Genomic DNA, 13,412 nt, shown 5'->3' on the forward strand with positions numbered 1-13,412 from the left:
ATAGAAATGGGGGAAGCAAGCAGTGAAAACGGCGCAGAACAGATGGGTTTTCATCATAGATGTTGCCATGTTCGGGCTGATGCTGGCGATCGCCTTTTATGTGTTTAATCGTACAGGCTACAGCGGTTTGAAAACCGTGGTCGCGATAGGTATTGGAATCGGCGTGCTTGTATACATATTGCGCAATCTGGTGTCCGTTGTACCCGTGGCCAAGCCAAAGGCACAACGTCATCGGATTGCCAAGTTGGTGTTGATTGATGAAGAGGGCGAGTCCATTAAAGAATGGTATATCGAAGGCGAAACGTCGCTCTTAATCGGTAAAACAACGTCACGTTCAGAGGCGGATATTGATTTGGTAGGTACAGACTATGCCTCCCTGGTAAGTGTGGAGCATGCGGTACTCAACCGGGTGAACAGCGACTGGTTTGTGGAGGATGTGGATTCCGGTAATGGTACAGGCTTGCGGTCTGCCAACGAAAGTGCAACCAAGAAGTTGGAAAGCGGTGAGCCATACCGGATTTACTCAGGTGACTTATTATATATTGCCAATACGAGACTGCTCGTTAAATAGATGAGGATGCTGCAAAATCCTTAGATCGCTGAAAAGACAATCATGACAATGGGGGAAGGAACCGACTATGAGTTTGACAAGATGCCCGAACGGACACATGTTCAGTACACGAAAGCACGGAAATACGTGTCCATATTGCAACACGGTAGTAAATGTAGCTGCACCCAAGAGCGTAGAGCCAGCAGCAGCGAAAACAAACGTCGCAGGAGATAACGACAAAACAATGCCGTATTTGGGTGAGACAGTAGGCATTCATCCAGTAACTGGATGGCTGGTATGCATCGAAGGAGCACAGGTGGGTCAAGATTATCGCATTATGGCGGAGAAAAACTTTATCGGGCGCGCAGAGGAAATGCATGTCCGCATTATCGGGGACAACACGATTTCCCGTAGAAATCATGCGGTCATTGTGTATGATCCGAAGAAACGTAACTTTTACTTGCTGCCAGGCGATTCATCAGGTTTGGCGTACCACAATAACGAAGCGGTATATTCACCAGCAGAGCTGGCTGCCTATGACGTGATTCAGCTGGGACACAGCAAATTTATCTTTATCCCGCTGTGTGGCGCCCATTTTGAGTGGGATAACGAAAACTAGGACGGAATTGGGCAATGGTGCAGGGAGGTAACGATATGCAGCCTTATTTTGTTGTAAGTGGAGCTGCGGTACTATTCGCTGTTCTGCTCATGATCCGTATACGACTGACGCGAATTTCCGGCAGCCGTACCGTGAGTGGAATTGAGATCGGAAATGGTCAAACGATCGGGAGCCGGAGCGAGCAGGATGATTATTTCTCCAGTATGACGACACCTGTCGGTACGCTGGCTGTTGTCGCAGACGGTATTAGCGGACTGGCCAATGGACGTATGTCCAGTACCTTGGCTGTGACGACTTTTACGAAGGCGTTTGCCAAGCTGGAAGATGCAACGAATTTGAACGGATATTTTGCAGAGGCGGCAACTCAAAGCAATCGCGGCATTTTGCAAAATTTGAATGGACAGGGCGGAGGAACGACGCTGGCTGCGGTCATTGTGTGCGGCTATCAGCTGTATTACGGAGCGGTGGGCGACAGCCTGATTACGATTTACCGCAATGGTCATTTCCAAACAGTCAATTCCAAGCATACAGCGGAAACACTGCTGGAGGAACGAGTGCTTGCTGGACAAATGACCTCGGAGGAAGCCAAAACGAGTCCAGTGCGTAATCAACTGGTCAACTACTTGGGCTATGAGGGCTTTGAGAGCATGGAACTGGGTAGTGCACCGATTCGTCTGTATTCGGGCGATCATGTACTGCTGTGCAGCGATGGCATTCAGGAGGCGCTGACGGAGATTGAATTGGAAGAGATTATGCGCAAGGGTGGAACACCGCAGGAAACAGCGGATGCCATGATCGACGCCATTAATGATAAAGGCTTTAAAAGTCAGGATAATGCGACAGTACTTATTTTGGCGATAGGATGAAACAAGAAAGACGGGGGTAGCGATGCGCAAGGACAACAGCGATTTTAGTACCGCCTTTGTGTCGGAAGCGGGCTCTTACATAGACAACCGGGACTATTTTGCATTCATGGAGACGGACGACATGGCCTGTTATGTCCTCGCAGACGGTCTGGATTCGGATCAGGAGCTGCGCAGCGCAGAAATGGTTGTCAAAACGGTACTGGAAAACTTCATGGAGAAGCCTTCCATGTCCAAACGGCGCTTGATGAGAGATCTGCGTGAAGCGCAGGAATGGCTACAATTTGAAAGCCGTCGTGTTCGGCTCAAAGCCAGTCTGCTGATGGTAGTGACCAACTACAACAAAATGGTGTATGTTTCGTGCGGTAATGTGCGGCTATATCATTTTCGCAATGGAAGGCTTAATTTTCGCAGTAAGGATCATAGCCTGGCTCAGTCATTGGCAGATGATGGACGCATTCCAGACGAAGCGACCAGCACACATGAGGAACGAGGCAATCTGCTGGAATACTTGGGAAATCCGAATGGAGTTCATGCCCATTACGCCAAAAAGACGCAGCTTGCAGATGGAGATGTAATCCTGCTCGCTACGTCAGGGATGTGGGAGGACGTCGAGTTGGCGGAAATGCTGGGGGCGCTAGAGGAAGCGAAGGACCCGGTCATGCTGACGGACACCTTGGAAGAGGTTCTGCTAAGCAAACAGCACCGGACGGTGAATAATTACACGGCAGCGGCCATTTATGTAAATAAAGTTTTTCAGGAAAAGCCTAAAAACCGCCGTAAGCTGATCAAACGGATTTTGATTGCGTTGCTTGTCTTTATTGTTGTGGGCGGGGGAGCATGGATTACGCTGGCTCGTATGGCTGCGAATAAGGCAGCTGCACTGGAAACGATGATCGAATCAGCCCAAGCCGCAGACGATTATGCAAGGACAGGAGATTATGCGAAGGCGCTTAAGTCCTACAGCGAAGCGAAAAACGCGGCGGTTAAAATTAACGATAAGATTCATAAGCGACTGTATACAGCCGAACAGAAACTATCTCAATTGCTGGTGGACGGAGACGGCTACGTGGAAAAGGCGGACTTTACCAAAGCTGAAGCCAGTTACGAGAAAGCACGGAAAAGCGCCGGGCTATATCCACCGTTTAATGTGAAGGATATTGAGCATAAAATCGATCAATTGGACAGCTATGCCGAGACAGCGAGCTGGATGAAGGACGGAGATTTAAAATTTCAGGGCGGCGATTACACGAATGCGCTTAAGCTATACAAGAAAGCAAACAAGGCTGCGATGGAATCCGGTTATACGTCCGCGCAAAAAGAACTGGAGAAGAAAATTACCGAGGCCAACGATAAATTGACAGCTATTCAGCAGCAGCTCAAGGAGATTCAAGCTGGCAAACTTCAAGCCAAAGGGGATCGGATGATGAAGGATCTCGATTATGAAGGGGCCATTGATGCCTATAGCGGGGCACAGGAAATTTATCAGGAGATTGATAAGCTCGAAAGTGTTCTGGCATTGGAGCGGAGCATTGCCAAGGCGGAGGAAAAGCAGAGCGCGGAACAGCAGAAAAATGGTCAGCTTCCTGCTGGATTGGGATTGTCTGACGGAGCGTTGAACGACACGGACGCAGGGGACACAGCGGGTGGAGCTTCATCTTCCGCTGCTGCAACCCCTGCTGCAGAATCGCAAACGAAGGCTGCGCCAACGGCTTCAGCGGGAACTACACCCGCGAAGAAGGAAGCCACTTCGGCTGCAAAGAGCATGGGTACAGGCGATGGAACTGCCCCTTCGGCCAAGGTGGATACCAACAAAGAGCAAGGAACTGCTGATTCCGCTTCTAAAGCAGCAGGGGCGTCTGATTCAGAGAACCAAGATCGGGCTGCTGCGAACGGAAGTTAAGTTTTTCATGTTCAATGAAGCTGGAGCCGGAAAGGAGTGAGACGTCGTGAAAGAGCTGGTACAGGACCGTTTGAGTAAGATGGACGATTTAGAGCAGAGACGTTTACTGAAAAATATGATGGCGGGGGTATTTATGAACCTCGTCGAATATCAGGAAGAAATGACCCGCCAGCTAGAACGGCGGGTATTTGAGGAAATTGAGAATACGGAAGAAAAGATTGATGTGTACGTGTCATTGACATCGCGTGAGGACTATGACCCGATTCATGAATTTTTATATCCTGTGTTACCGTCTGATACGGAGGAAAAGCAGATGGACATCAGCCGTGTGGCAGAGGTGGTACGCGAAGGCGGTGCGATGCCGCTGTTTACGCTTTTTCTTGAGATGGAGACCGAACGAATCTCAGCGCTGGTGCGCAGCAAGCGAATTTTCTCAGGAATGTTGGTCACGGAAACCGACAATTATCCGATTCGTTTTCGTTTGGAGCATAACCGTTCTTATATTTTGGAGATTGAGCAGTTATATCACACGTTTATGCAAAATGGCATGCCGTGGAAAACAATTAATCACCCATACGCTTATAAGTTTGTGGACTGTGTATTGATTGGTGGAGACGGAGAGCCGGCCGCCCATGAAGAAATTCATGAAATTACAATTTCATTGGAGGAATTCGACGTTTTTAAAAGGGGCGACGTTTTTCCGCTTTGGAACATTGAAAGGCTATCTCTAAAGAACAGCGGATTCCCTATACCCGCTATGGATCGTGTGAACTATGAGCATGTGCTGCCTTTGCGAAAAACAGGTCCTGAGCATGGTTATTTGATTGACGGGACTGAAGGTGATATCCGGTATATCAAGCGTACAGAAGAGGAACTGACGATTGTCACACCACGTGATAAGTCTGGCGAATGGAATGTGTTGAAGGTTACGAAGCCTGTTACAACGAGACTTAGTCGTCAGACTTATCCGTTATTGTCCAATCGGCGACAGGACAGCTTTTTGGGCCGCTATGCAGGAAAACAGGCCGTGATTGTCCGTGCCAAAGCGGAAATCATGCGCATCGTAAACTCGTTTGAAGCAGCGCAGGGGCTGGAGCTGGAACGTGTGGACATCTGGGGAGGTGCAGGGAGAAATGATGTAAGCAACCTGTTAACCAAAACCCAGACGTATCCATTAAATCCGTTTGTCAGCGATAACGTACGGACAGAGGAAGGCAAGCAGATCATGCGTTTGGGGTTCAGACGTGGTTCTGACGATGTTTTGCCCACCACGCCTGCTTATATTTTATCCGATTTAATGAGCTTTCTGGTATCGGAAGTGCAGATGTATTTTCCGGAGTACAAGTGTGAAGGAGAATGGGTGTGAATTACGTCTGGGATTTGCTCATGCGCGCGAGGGAACAGGGGCTGGATGTAGATAAATTCCGCTTCGTACCCGCTGTCAGCTACTCTCCGTATATGGAGCTTAGTCTGGCAGAGTTGAATACTTCCCATTTGGAGCAGGTAGTGGAAATAAATCCGTACTACCGCTTTTATTCTATTTTTCGGGATCTGTTTCCACCGGATGCTGAAGAGTATCTGGAGCTGAGAGAATCGCTATTTGATATTATGATGCATTTTCTGGCGGAAATGGACTTGTATCAAGGGATGAATCGGCGGGAGTACCATATCCGGTTTGTTCGGTGTGATATTGCAGAGGGCATTTTTGGCCCGAAGGTAAAGGAAGGCTTTGGACAATTAAACCGTGAGGATCAGGACGCGATTGCTGAAGGACTGCTGCGGCTGTATGAGACGGGAGAAGCCGTACATCTGCTAAAAGAAACGATGCGGCGCGTCTTTCATCGCTCAATCATTTACACCAATTGTGAGGAAAAAGACGAACTGCTCATCTATATCGGCCAAGAGGAGACGCCGTTGTCACGGATTAAAGTGGATTTGATTCTGGATTTGTTTCTTCCGGCACGTTTTACGACGGAATTGTATTGGACAAGTCATTTCGGCATTTTAGAGGAAGATCCTACGATGAAAATAGACGCTATCGCCCTCTATTAAGGCTAAATGGCTAAGAAAGGACATGTGAACGATGAACGGACCCTATACATACAGGTTGCTAGACCCGCTCACCGATCGAAAAAGCATACGCTTCACGGCGAAATACACGCGGGCGGAATTGGAACAAATGACGACCTTTCAGTTACGCGGAATATGCGATAAGGAACGACTGGTCGAGGGCTTTGCCAATCGCCTGGCACGTGAAGAATTGATTCGCGTGATTTTGCGTTTTCGGAGCGCGGAAGAGCATTTACTCATCACAAGGCCGAACCCTGGCGGTTTTGAACGCATGGAATCGGCTCTACAGCGAAACTGGAACGACCGTCGGCAGGAGAGCAGCGGTATCCGGGTTCCCGCTAAAATCACGCTGTATCAGGGTGTACGCACAGGTCGCATGGACAACTACCGGATCGAATCCGATTTGCCCTGGCTGAGCTCATCTAATGTGCTGCTGGTGAATACGACAGGAGAACTGTGCGGTGTTTTGAATTTGGTGAAGGATGAGGGACGAACAGGCGTATATTATCTTTCTCGTCATCGCGACGCTGAACTGCGAGAGACGTCCAATCATAGTTATAGCCTGCTATTTCTGCGAAGACAGGAATCAGAATATTTTTATAACCTCTACTATGGAGATAAGCCGATGCTGCCGCTGAAGCTTCAAGGTCACCGGGTTCCGGTGGCAGAGCTGATCATTCGAGGCACGGAAACTACAGATGCGGTACTTGCGATTGATTTTGGCACCTCTAACACCACAGCAGGTGCTTATTTGGATAGTTCCTACGTTACGGCCCCTGATACAGGTATGAGCAGCACAGTAAGGCTGAACGCCATCAATTATGTGTCATTCCCCGGCCCAGAAGGGGCAGAAGGCGACTGGATCGAAGTATTGCCGACTGCTATTCGCGTCGCAGACTGCTCCAATCCGGAACATATCCTTTATGTATTTGGGGAGGATGCATTACGTGGATCTGACGTGGCAGGCAGCCGTGCGACAGTATTACGGGGAATCAAGCGGTGGGTCAACGACTACAAGCGAATCGAGGAATTAATGGATTCCGAGGGGAATACAGCAACTGCCTCCCGCAGCGATATTTTAGCTGCTTTTATCCGTTATGTGATTGCTACAGCCGAGCAGCAATTTAAGTGTCGGTTCCGCAATCTGCACTTTTCTGCTCCGGTCAAGCTGCAGCCCCAATTTATAGAGATGTTTAGCGATATTTTGCCTGATTACCGGATTGAAGCGGAGGATGCGTTGGACGAAGGGCTGGCGGTGCTGTACAACACGCTGGCAGACCAGATGGAACGAGGGACTTTTGCGGACGGTGAGGAGTACCAGGCACTTGTCATTGATTGTGGTGGAGGCACGACAGATTTGTCTTCCTGCCGATTCCGAATTGAGGACGGACGTATTGCTTACAAGCTGGATATTCACACAACGTATGAAAATGGGGATACCAATTTTGGCGGAAACAATCTGACGTATCGGATTATGCAGTTTATGAAAATTGTATTTGCAGGTTATTATGCTGCGGAGACTCGTTTGCCTGACACCGATATTGATGCCCTGATCGGTATTCCTTCGGGAGATTTGTACCGTCATGTGGATGAGTTTGGTGTAGATGCTGTATATGCGGGACTGGAGGAACGCTACCGTGAGGCAGAGGCCATCTTGCCTACCGCGTTCAAACAGTATGAGCATGCTACACGGGATGAATATCAGCGGGTACTGAGTAATTTTCATCTGTTGTGGAGCGCGGCAGAAAATATGAAAAAGGAATTTTTTCTACGTACGGGGATCTTGCGCAGCCGCTTCGAATCCGAGCAGGTATTATCTGCTGAAAGCGACCTGAACATTGCAGTGATGGATCGTTGGCTGGTTTCAGTCATCGAGAACGGACGGTTTCGTGATGAATATGGTTTGCCTGATGTGGTGTTTAACATTCGGGAGATACAGCAACTTCTTAAGGCAGACATCTACAATATTGTGCGCAAGTTTCTGGATGATTTTTATCTGGAGGGGCGCTTGCAGGATTATTCGATTATCAAGCTAACCGGGCAGTCCTGCCGGATTGACGTATTTCGCGAAGCACTCAAGGAATTTGTACCAGGGCGCAGTATTGAGTTTCGTCAAAAGGCAGAGGACCTCAGCCGGGTACCTGAGTTGAAAATGGCCTGTCTGCGCGGGGCTATCCGTTACCTGAACGCTAAAAAAATGGGCACGATTGAGCCTGTCATTACCAATCATATTCCGGCTATTCCGTATACGGTCAGCGCATGGACACATACGGGACGCGAGAAGGAGCTGATTGCGAGTTTGGAGAGCAACCGGGTACGCGGTTCTATTTCCCGGCCGTCTCATGCGGCTGAGGTGGAGTTCTTCCTGACGGCCGACGGTGGCAAGCTGCGTCAGCGCCATGTGTATCGTAGTCGGCCAGAAGCTTTTGAACCCATGCCGTATGAGGAAATTGCCGTGTTGTATGGGCGGGATATCCCGCAAGATGATACGGACTCCATCCGCAATGAGGAAACGAAATATTTTGTTTTTGTCGGGGATAGCCGCTGGGGCTTTTATGTAGTCCCGATTACCCGCCGAGATGAATTGTTGCATCTGGGTCCCAAACGCTTTTTTGCCTTCGAAAATGATCTCTCCGAGCTGGATTTCTTTGACGGCACGAAATAATTGAATAAGAAAAGTAAACACATTTGGAGGGGACAGCATGCTGTATGCGGGTTTTTGGAAACGCACCTTAGCTTATATCATCGATAGTCTTATTCTATGGTTTGTATTTTTAATAATTGGATTGATCTGGATTGTAATTCGGGCCTTAGGGGATTGGGTACCCTCTCCAGCAGAAAGCTCTTTGCTCTCAGACGGATCGCCTTATATTTTTACAATGAAAACAATAGGACAGACCTTGCTGAATTGGGGGGCTATATGGCTATATTATGCGCTTATGGAATCATCCAAATGCAAAGCCACGGTGGGCAAGCTGGCTCTCGGCATCGTTGTGGTAGATGAGTTTAATCACAAGCTCAGCTTTGGACGTGCAAGTGCCCGCTACTGGAGTAAGCTTATATCGGTCATCATTTTGTTCGTCGGCTTTATCATGGCAGCCTTTACGGCGAGAAAACAGGCCCTCCACGATCTAATTGCCCGTACCTATGTTGTGGACAAACGCGAGCTGGACTATATCCTTCGTGAGCAGGCTCAACGGGGAGCCGGGATGTAAAGGTGGATAAATAGATTCTAAGATTATTATGAACCGTAGTTTTCAATCAGGGGGAGCACGATGGATATACGCAGATTTTTAGAAAAGAATATTCGCCTATTTACTGGACTACTTGGAGTAAGTAAAGCTCAACCCATCGATGATGCAGTTCCTGTTCCGCCTCCTGCACCCGGTGTGAATCGGCTATCTGTTCCCCTAAATAAAGAAGAATAGGGAAAGGAGGGGAGCACCATGTTAACGCATATCGTTCCGAAGTTTGAGAAGGGCCGTATTCTTAAAACCGAGATGCTAGAGAACCTGCGAGACTACCCTCGCAGTTTTCTGGATATCCGGTATCAGGATTTTTCGGATGGCATTATTACCGGAATGAACGTAACTGTAGGGGAGTACACGCTGACCATTGGTAGAGGCATCGTGAAGCACAAGGACAGACTATACCTGCTGGAGCAGGAGCAGGAAGTGCCGTATGCGGCCACGGGGCGGCTGTCGGTGTTGAAGCTGCTCTTTTTGGAACAAACAGATCGCCCGGATTTCACAGCCCATCATGCAGATATCGTGCTGGAGGATGAGGCAGAGATCGGTCTGGATGAGATGGAGCTGGGCCGATTCAAGCTCAAAGATGGAGCCGTGCTTCGCTCGGATTATCAGGATTTTGCTGACATGGCTACCGAATTCAATACATGGAGCGATATTTATGCTCCTTTTGCGGGTTTGAAGCAGAGTACATTGCGCCCGGAAACGATGCGCTACTTCGCATCCGAACTGCTTAAAAGTGGTGCCACAGATCCGATGGATTGTATGTTTGCGCTTATGTGCCTGAACCTGGAAGCCGTGGACAGAGAATCTATCCAGCATTACATTGCAAACCGAAATGGTGCGGAATACAGAGATTATTCTCATGCTCAGTTGCATAGACAGCTAGTTCTTATTCTAGAAGGCGCCGGACGTGGAAAACGAACAGCAGGCCGTTGGCAGGGCGGCGGAGCAGGACGGATGATTGTGGATTAGAAAATCAGGTAGAGGAGTGTGCATTATGAAATATGAGGATGAAAAGATTTTGGCTCGGCTCCGTGAGATGGAGAAGCTGAAGAGGTCTAACAATATTTTAGCAGGACCCATAATCATTAACGGTCAATCCTATGTGTTTGAAGAGCGATCTTTTTTTGAGGATCGGCTGAAAATGCATGTCCCCTCTATCTTTACTCCAATGCCCAAGCATTTACAAAAGATCAAATATCCTCATGAGCAACGTCCAGAAATGATTTTGACGAATGATTTGGGCAGTGTGGATGTTACCCTGAATCGGGTGGACCAGACGTTACAAGATGAATGGGTGGAGCAGCTCACTTCTGGCATGAAGGCTATGATGAAAAATATGAATCCTGCCCACGTATTTTATGAAGAAAAAATAGAAGAGATACATGGTAAGCAGATTGGCTATTTTGACTTTAAAAGTCCTGCGCTGGACCAGCCCATCTACCACAATATGTTCTACTTTGAGCTGGAAGGAAAGACGGTCATGGGAACATTTTGTTGTCCGTATAAGCAGTATGCTGAATGGCGGGATGTCGCCCTACAGATGATTCGTACCATTCAAACGGTTGACGAGGCAGAAAAGGAGGGATATGAATGAGTAACCCCATTTACACCACAGCAGATGTTCAGGTGGCCCCTTATCAGTTTCAGCGTGTATTAAGTATCCATCTCATTAAACAGTTAAACGAACATGTGAGCTTCTGCATACGTGGAATTGTTTCGGAGGACAAGCTGGATCAATACGTAGAAAAAGCGGATGAAGATGAGCACATCGAAGTCTTTTTAAAGAGTGAAGGCAAGGAGATCCGGTTTTTTCAGGGAATTGTCACGAATATTGCTGTAAAAGCTGTAAACGGAGTACGCGAGCTTACGATTGAGGCTAGCAGTGAAACCTTAATGATGGACATTCGCCCTAAACGTCGTTCATTCCAAAAAACAGGAGAGTCGTATAACAAACTGTTTTCGCATGTTACAAGTTCATATACTGATGCAGAAGTGATTGATGAGGCTTCTCATGGCGCAGCTATCGGTGAATTATTAGTGCAATACAATGAAACGGACTGGGCTTTTGTCAAAAGAATTGCTTCTCGGCTACATGCTGCTTTAATTCCAATTACGATGCAACAAGGACTGAAATATGTGATTGGTGTCCCCCATTCTAGTGCCCCTCAACCGCTGAACGAACATAACTATTCCATAAAAAAAGACTTGAAGGAGCACAAGCTCATGTCCCGCAACGGACTGCCGGAATATGGCGAGTCTAACAGCTTGAGCTATGAAGTGACCAGCAACAAAGTGCTAGAACTCGGTAGTTCCGTCATTTTTCATAAAAGAACTCTTTACATAGCCAAGGCGGAAACGACCACAGAAGGAAATCTGATCGTGAATCGTTACATTTTACGAGATGCACATGGGTTAAAATGCCCAACCGTCTATGCCTATGATCTGTCAGGAGCCTCTCTGTTTGGCAAGGTGATTGATATTTCCAAAGAAAAAGTGAAAATCAAGCTGGAAATTGATCAAGACTCGACTGCATCCGGGGCTATGTGGTTTCCCTATTCTACGGTTTATTCTTCTCCTGATGGCAGCGGCTGGTATGTTATGCCAGAAGCAGGGGATCAAATTCGTCTGTACTTTCCGGATGAACGGGAGCAGCATGCTTTTGCCGCCAGTTCTGTCGATCTTGCCTCCTCTGATCCGGTTAAAAGGAGTGATCCTGCGGTCAAAAGTATCAGCACCAAGTACGGCAAACAAGTCGTTTTCAAGCCTGGTGCAGTAGAAATTATCAACAGTGGGCAAATGCTCATGCGTCTCACGGATGAAGGCGGGATTGAAATTAATAGTAACAAAAAAATAACCCTGTCTGCTCAGGAAGATATCCAAATTACAGGGGGAGCGAAAATTATTATGGAGGGGAAAGAAGGCGTAAGTTTTATTCAATCCGGAGCCAAACTCGACATCATGGACGATGTGAGATTAACCGGGGGTAAGGTGAACATTGAATGAAGCTCATGGATCGGGATGCTGCGTTGCAGGATTTGCTGGAAAAGCACGTATTTACGGAATGGCTACATGATTTGGCACTTATTGAAAACAACTTTCTGGCACGGCAGCAAGCCATTGAAGAGGAGCTTTTAGCAGCTTTAGAGTCGCTATGCCAGCTCGCTACCCTTCAGCACGAGCAAGGTCGCAAGGGGGATATTCGATATATTTATATCTCCTTGCTCAGAACCCGTGTTATGAAAAATAGAGCGGTTTATCGTATAGACGCCTATGATGAGAATTGGTTTCTGGATGAGGCTGAATGCGCTGTGGAATGGTCGGCAAACTTTGTTTTCGAGCCTCTGTTCAATCGCATGGCTAAGCTGGAAAAGCTCAAGTCCGATTATGCCCGTAAGATTACGACGATGGATATTGAGCAAATTCAACAAATTGAAGCGGTTAAATACCATCTGCTCACCGTTGAGTTTCTGAAAAGTCAGATGCCCGCCTTCGTTGCTTCCCCTTCACTAGAAAGGTTGCCGAAAGCTGACATATGCACGATATTTGCCGGAGAGTATCGAGATGATAGCGAAATATTGTGCCGTTTTACGCATAGTGAGGGAGCCGAGACACGAGAGGGGGAATCTTCATGGATTATTTCCTCTTAAAGCAGGATGTGCGGTATACCAATGTTCCTACGCTACAAAAGGTGATGGAAACGATTGATCCGTGGAAGCTGTATGATTTGCAGCCGGAGGATATTGTCAAGCCATTGATGTTTCACGTGAAGGCAGATGCAGAAAGTATTTTTATTGATTATCTAGAAGGTCCCATTCCTCTTATTTCAGATGCTTTAAAGCGTCTTGTCCAGGCCTATGTGCCGGAGATGCCTATGAAATTAACGATACTTACTCAGATCGAACAGAGGATACAGAAGAATTACTATATTCCTTTTGTGGAGCGGCTCACAGCTGTACATCCGGAAAGTGAATGGAATTTGGATCAAAGTGTGTTTCGAAAGCTGGTATTACAAGCAGATGCTATTCGGAGCCACAAGATATTTACAATCCAGGAGAGTGCTATCCCGATGATCATCGTCCGTTTAGACGTGGCGGAAAGTATATTGCGGCGTGATTACACAGGGATCGCTTTGGAGCAAGTCGAGGTGAAATAG

General features: G+C 47.7%; 14 protein-coding genes. All 14 read left to right on the top strand.

Translation table 11 applies throughout. The features are described 5' to 3' along the window. Nucleotides 1–22 precede the first annotated feature (22 nt). The 14 genes from MKX59_RS07760 (at nucleotide 23) to MKX59_RS07825 (ending at nucleotide 13,412) form a co-directional block, all read left to right on the top strand. Nucleotides 23–571 carry an FHA domain-containing protein gene (locus MKX59_RS07760; RefSeq protein WP_264454669.1) on the top strand — a complete coding sequence of 183 codons (549 nt, stop codon included), beginning with the start codon at nucleotides 23–25 and terminating at the stop codon, nucleotides 569–571. A 67-nt stretch (nucleotides 572–638) separates the two neighbouring features. Continuing rightward, entirely contained in the window at nucleotides 639–1,169 is a 531-nt protein-coding gene (locus tag MKX59_RS07765) for an FHA domain-containing protein (protein ID WP_023989857.1), read from the top strand. 35 nt (nucleotides 1,170–1,204) lie between these two features. Continuing rightward, complete coding sequence (locus MKX59_RS07770) at nucleotides 1,205–2,035, top strand: PP2C family protein-serine/threonine phosphatase (protein WP_023989856.1); 831 nt, start codon at nucleotides 1,205–1,207, stop codon at nucleotides 2,033–2,035. Nucleotides 2,036–2,057: 22 nt separating this feature from the next. Continuing rightward, nucleotides 2,058–3,935 carry a serine/threonine protein phosphatase gene (locus tag MKX59_RS07775; protein WP_340858031.1) on the top strand — a complete coding sequence of 626 codons (1,878 nt, stop codon included), beginning with the start codon at nucleotides 2,058–2,060 and terminating at the stop codon, nucleotides 3,933–3,935. 46 nt (nucleotides 3,936–3,981) lie between these two features. Continuing rightward, nucleotides 3,982–5,301, top strand: a complete 1,320-nt coding sequence (locus MKX59_RS07780; RefSeq protein ID WP_340858034.1) for a normocyte-binding protein — start codon at nucleotides 3,982–3,984, stop codon at nucleotides 5,299–5,301. Then, a complete protein-coding gene (locus tag MKX59_RS07785) occupies nucleotides 5,298–5,987 on the top strand; it encodes a hypothetical protein (protein ID WP_025720815.1) in 690 nt (229 codons plus the stop codon). Before MKX59_RS07780 ends, MKX59_RS07785 begins: the two co-directional genes overlap by 4 nt. Before the next feature lie 31 nt (nucleotides 5,988–6,018). Further along, nucleotides 6,019–8,670 (top strand): molecular chaperone, encoded by a 2,652-nt coding sequence (locus tag MKX59_RS07790; RefSeq protein ID WP_053325936.1) that lies wholly within the window; start codon nucleotides 6,019–6,021, stop codon nucleotides 8,668–8,670. Nucleotides 8,671–8,707: 37 nt separating this feature from the next. Further along, nucleotides 8,708–9,220 carry an RDD family protein gene (locus MKX59_RS07795; protein WP_076295853.1) on the top strand — a complete coding sequence of 171 codons (513 nt, stop codon included), beginning with the start codon at nucleotides 8,708–8,710 and terminating at the stop codon, nucleotides 9,218–9,220. A gap of 60 nt (nucleotides 9,221–9,280) precedes the next feature. After that, complete coding sequence (locus MKX59_RS07800) at nucleotides 9,281–9,433, top strand: hypothetical protein (protein ID WP_023989850.1); 153 nt, start codon at nucleotides 9,281–9,283, stop codon at nucleotides 9,431–9,433. Nucleotides 9,434–9,451: 18 nt separating this feature from the next. After that, nucleotides 9,452–10,228, top strand: a complete 777-nt coding sequence (locus MKX59_RS07805; RefSeq protein WP_023989849.1) for a hypothetical protein — start codon at nucleotides 9,452–9,454, stop codon at nucleotides 10,226–10,228. A gap of 25 nt (nucleotides 10,229–10,253) precedes the next feature. Further along, nucleotides 10,254–10,853 carry a hypothetical protein gene (locus tag MKX59_RS07810; RefSeq protein WP_071558384.1) on the top strand — a complete coding sequence of 200 codons (600 nt, stop codon included), beginning with the start codon at nucleotides 10,254–10,256 and terminating at the stop codon, nucleotides 10,851–10,853. Beyond that, entirely contained in the window at nucleotides 10,850–12,262 is a 1,413-nt protein-coding gene (locus tag MKX59_RS07815; protein ID WP_023989847.1) for a hypothetical protein, read from the top strand. Before MKX59_RS07810 ends, MKX59_RS07815 begins: the two co-directional genes overlap by 4 nt. Then, a complete protein-coding gene (locus MKX59_RS07820; RefSeq protein WP_023989846.1) occupies nucleotides 12,259–12,906 on the top strand; it encodes a hypothetical protein in 648 nt (215 codons plus the stop codon). Before MKX59_RS07815 ends, MKX59_RS07820 begins: the two co-directional genes overlap by 4 nt. Then, nucleotides 12,888–13,412, top strand: a complete 525-nt coding sequence (locus MKX59_RS07825; protein WP_028542476.1) for a hypothetical protein — start codon at nucleotides 12,888–12,890, stop codon at nucleotides 13,410–13,412. The genes MKX59_RS07820 and MKX59_RS07825 overlap by 19 nt, the downstream gene beginning before the upstream one ends.

The organism is Paenibacillus sp. FSL R7-0340 (assembly GCF_038002205.1).
Lineage (GTDB): Bacteria > Bacillota > Bacilli > Paenibacillales > Paenibacillaceae > Paenibacillus > Paenibacillus polymyxa_B.

Coding starts and splice junctions, on each gene's coding strand:
- MKX59_RS07790 (WP_053325936.1), top strand. CDS start 6,019: ATGAACGGACCCTATACATACAGGTTGCTAGACCCGCTCACCGATCGA.
- MKX59_RS07795 (WP_076295853.1), top strand. CDS start 8,708: ATGCTGTATGCGGGTTTTTGGAAACGCACCTTAGCTTATATCATCGAT.
- MKX59_RS07815 (WP_023989847.1), top strand. CDS start 10,850: ATGAGTAACCCCATTTACACCACAGCAGATGTTCAGGTGGCCCCTTAT.
- MKX59_RS07825 (WP_028542476.1), top strand. CDS start 12,888: ATGGATTATTTCCTCTTAAAGCAGGATGTGCGGTATACCAATGTTCCT.
- MKX59_RS07805 (WP_023989849.1), top strand. CDS start 9,452: ATGTTAACGCATATCGTTCCGAAGTTTGAGAAGGGCCGTATTCTTAAA.
- MKX59_RS07820 (WP_023989846.1), top strand. CDS start 12,259: ATGAAGCTCATGGATCGGGATGCTGCGTTGCAGGATTTGCTGGAAAAG.
- MKX59_RS07800 (WP_023989850.1), top strand. CDS start 9,281: ATGGATATACGCAGATTTTTAGAAAAGAATATTCGCCTATTTACTGGA.
- MKX59_RS07810 (WP_071558384.1), top strand. CDS start 10,254: ATGAAATATGAGGATGAAAAGATTTTGGCTCGGCTCCGTGAGATGGAG.
- MKX59_RS07770 (WP_023989856.1), top strand. CDS start 1,205: ATGCAGCCTTATTTTGTTGTAAGTGGAGCTGCGGTACTATTCGCTGTT.
- MKX59_RS07775 (WP_340858031.1), top strand. CDS start 2,058: ATGCGCAAGGACAACAGCGATTTTAGTACCGCCTTTGTGTCGGAAGCG.
- MKX59_RS07765 (WP_023989857.1), top strand. CDS start 639: ATGAGTTTGACAAGATGCCCGAACGGACACATGTTCAGTACACGAAAG.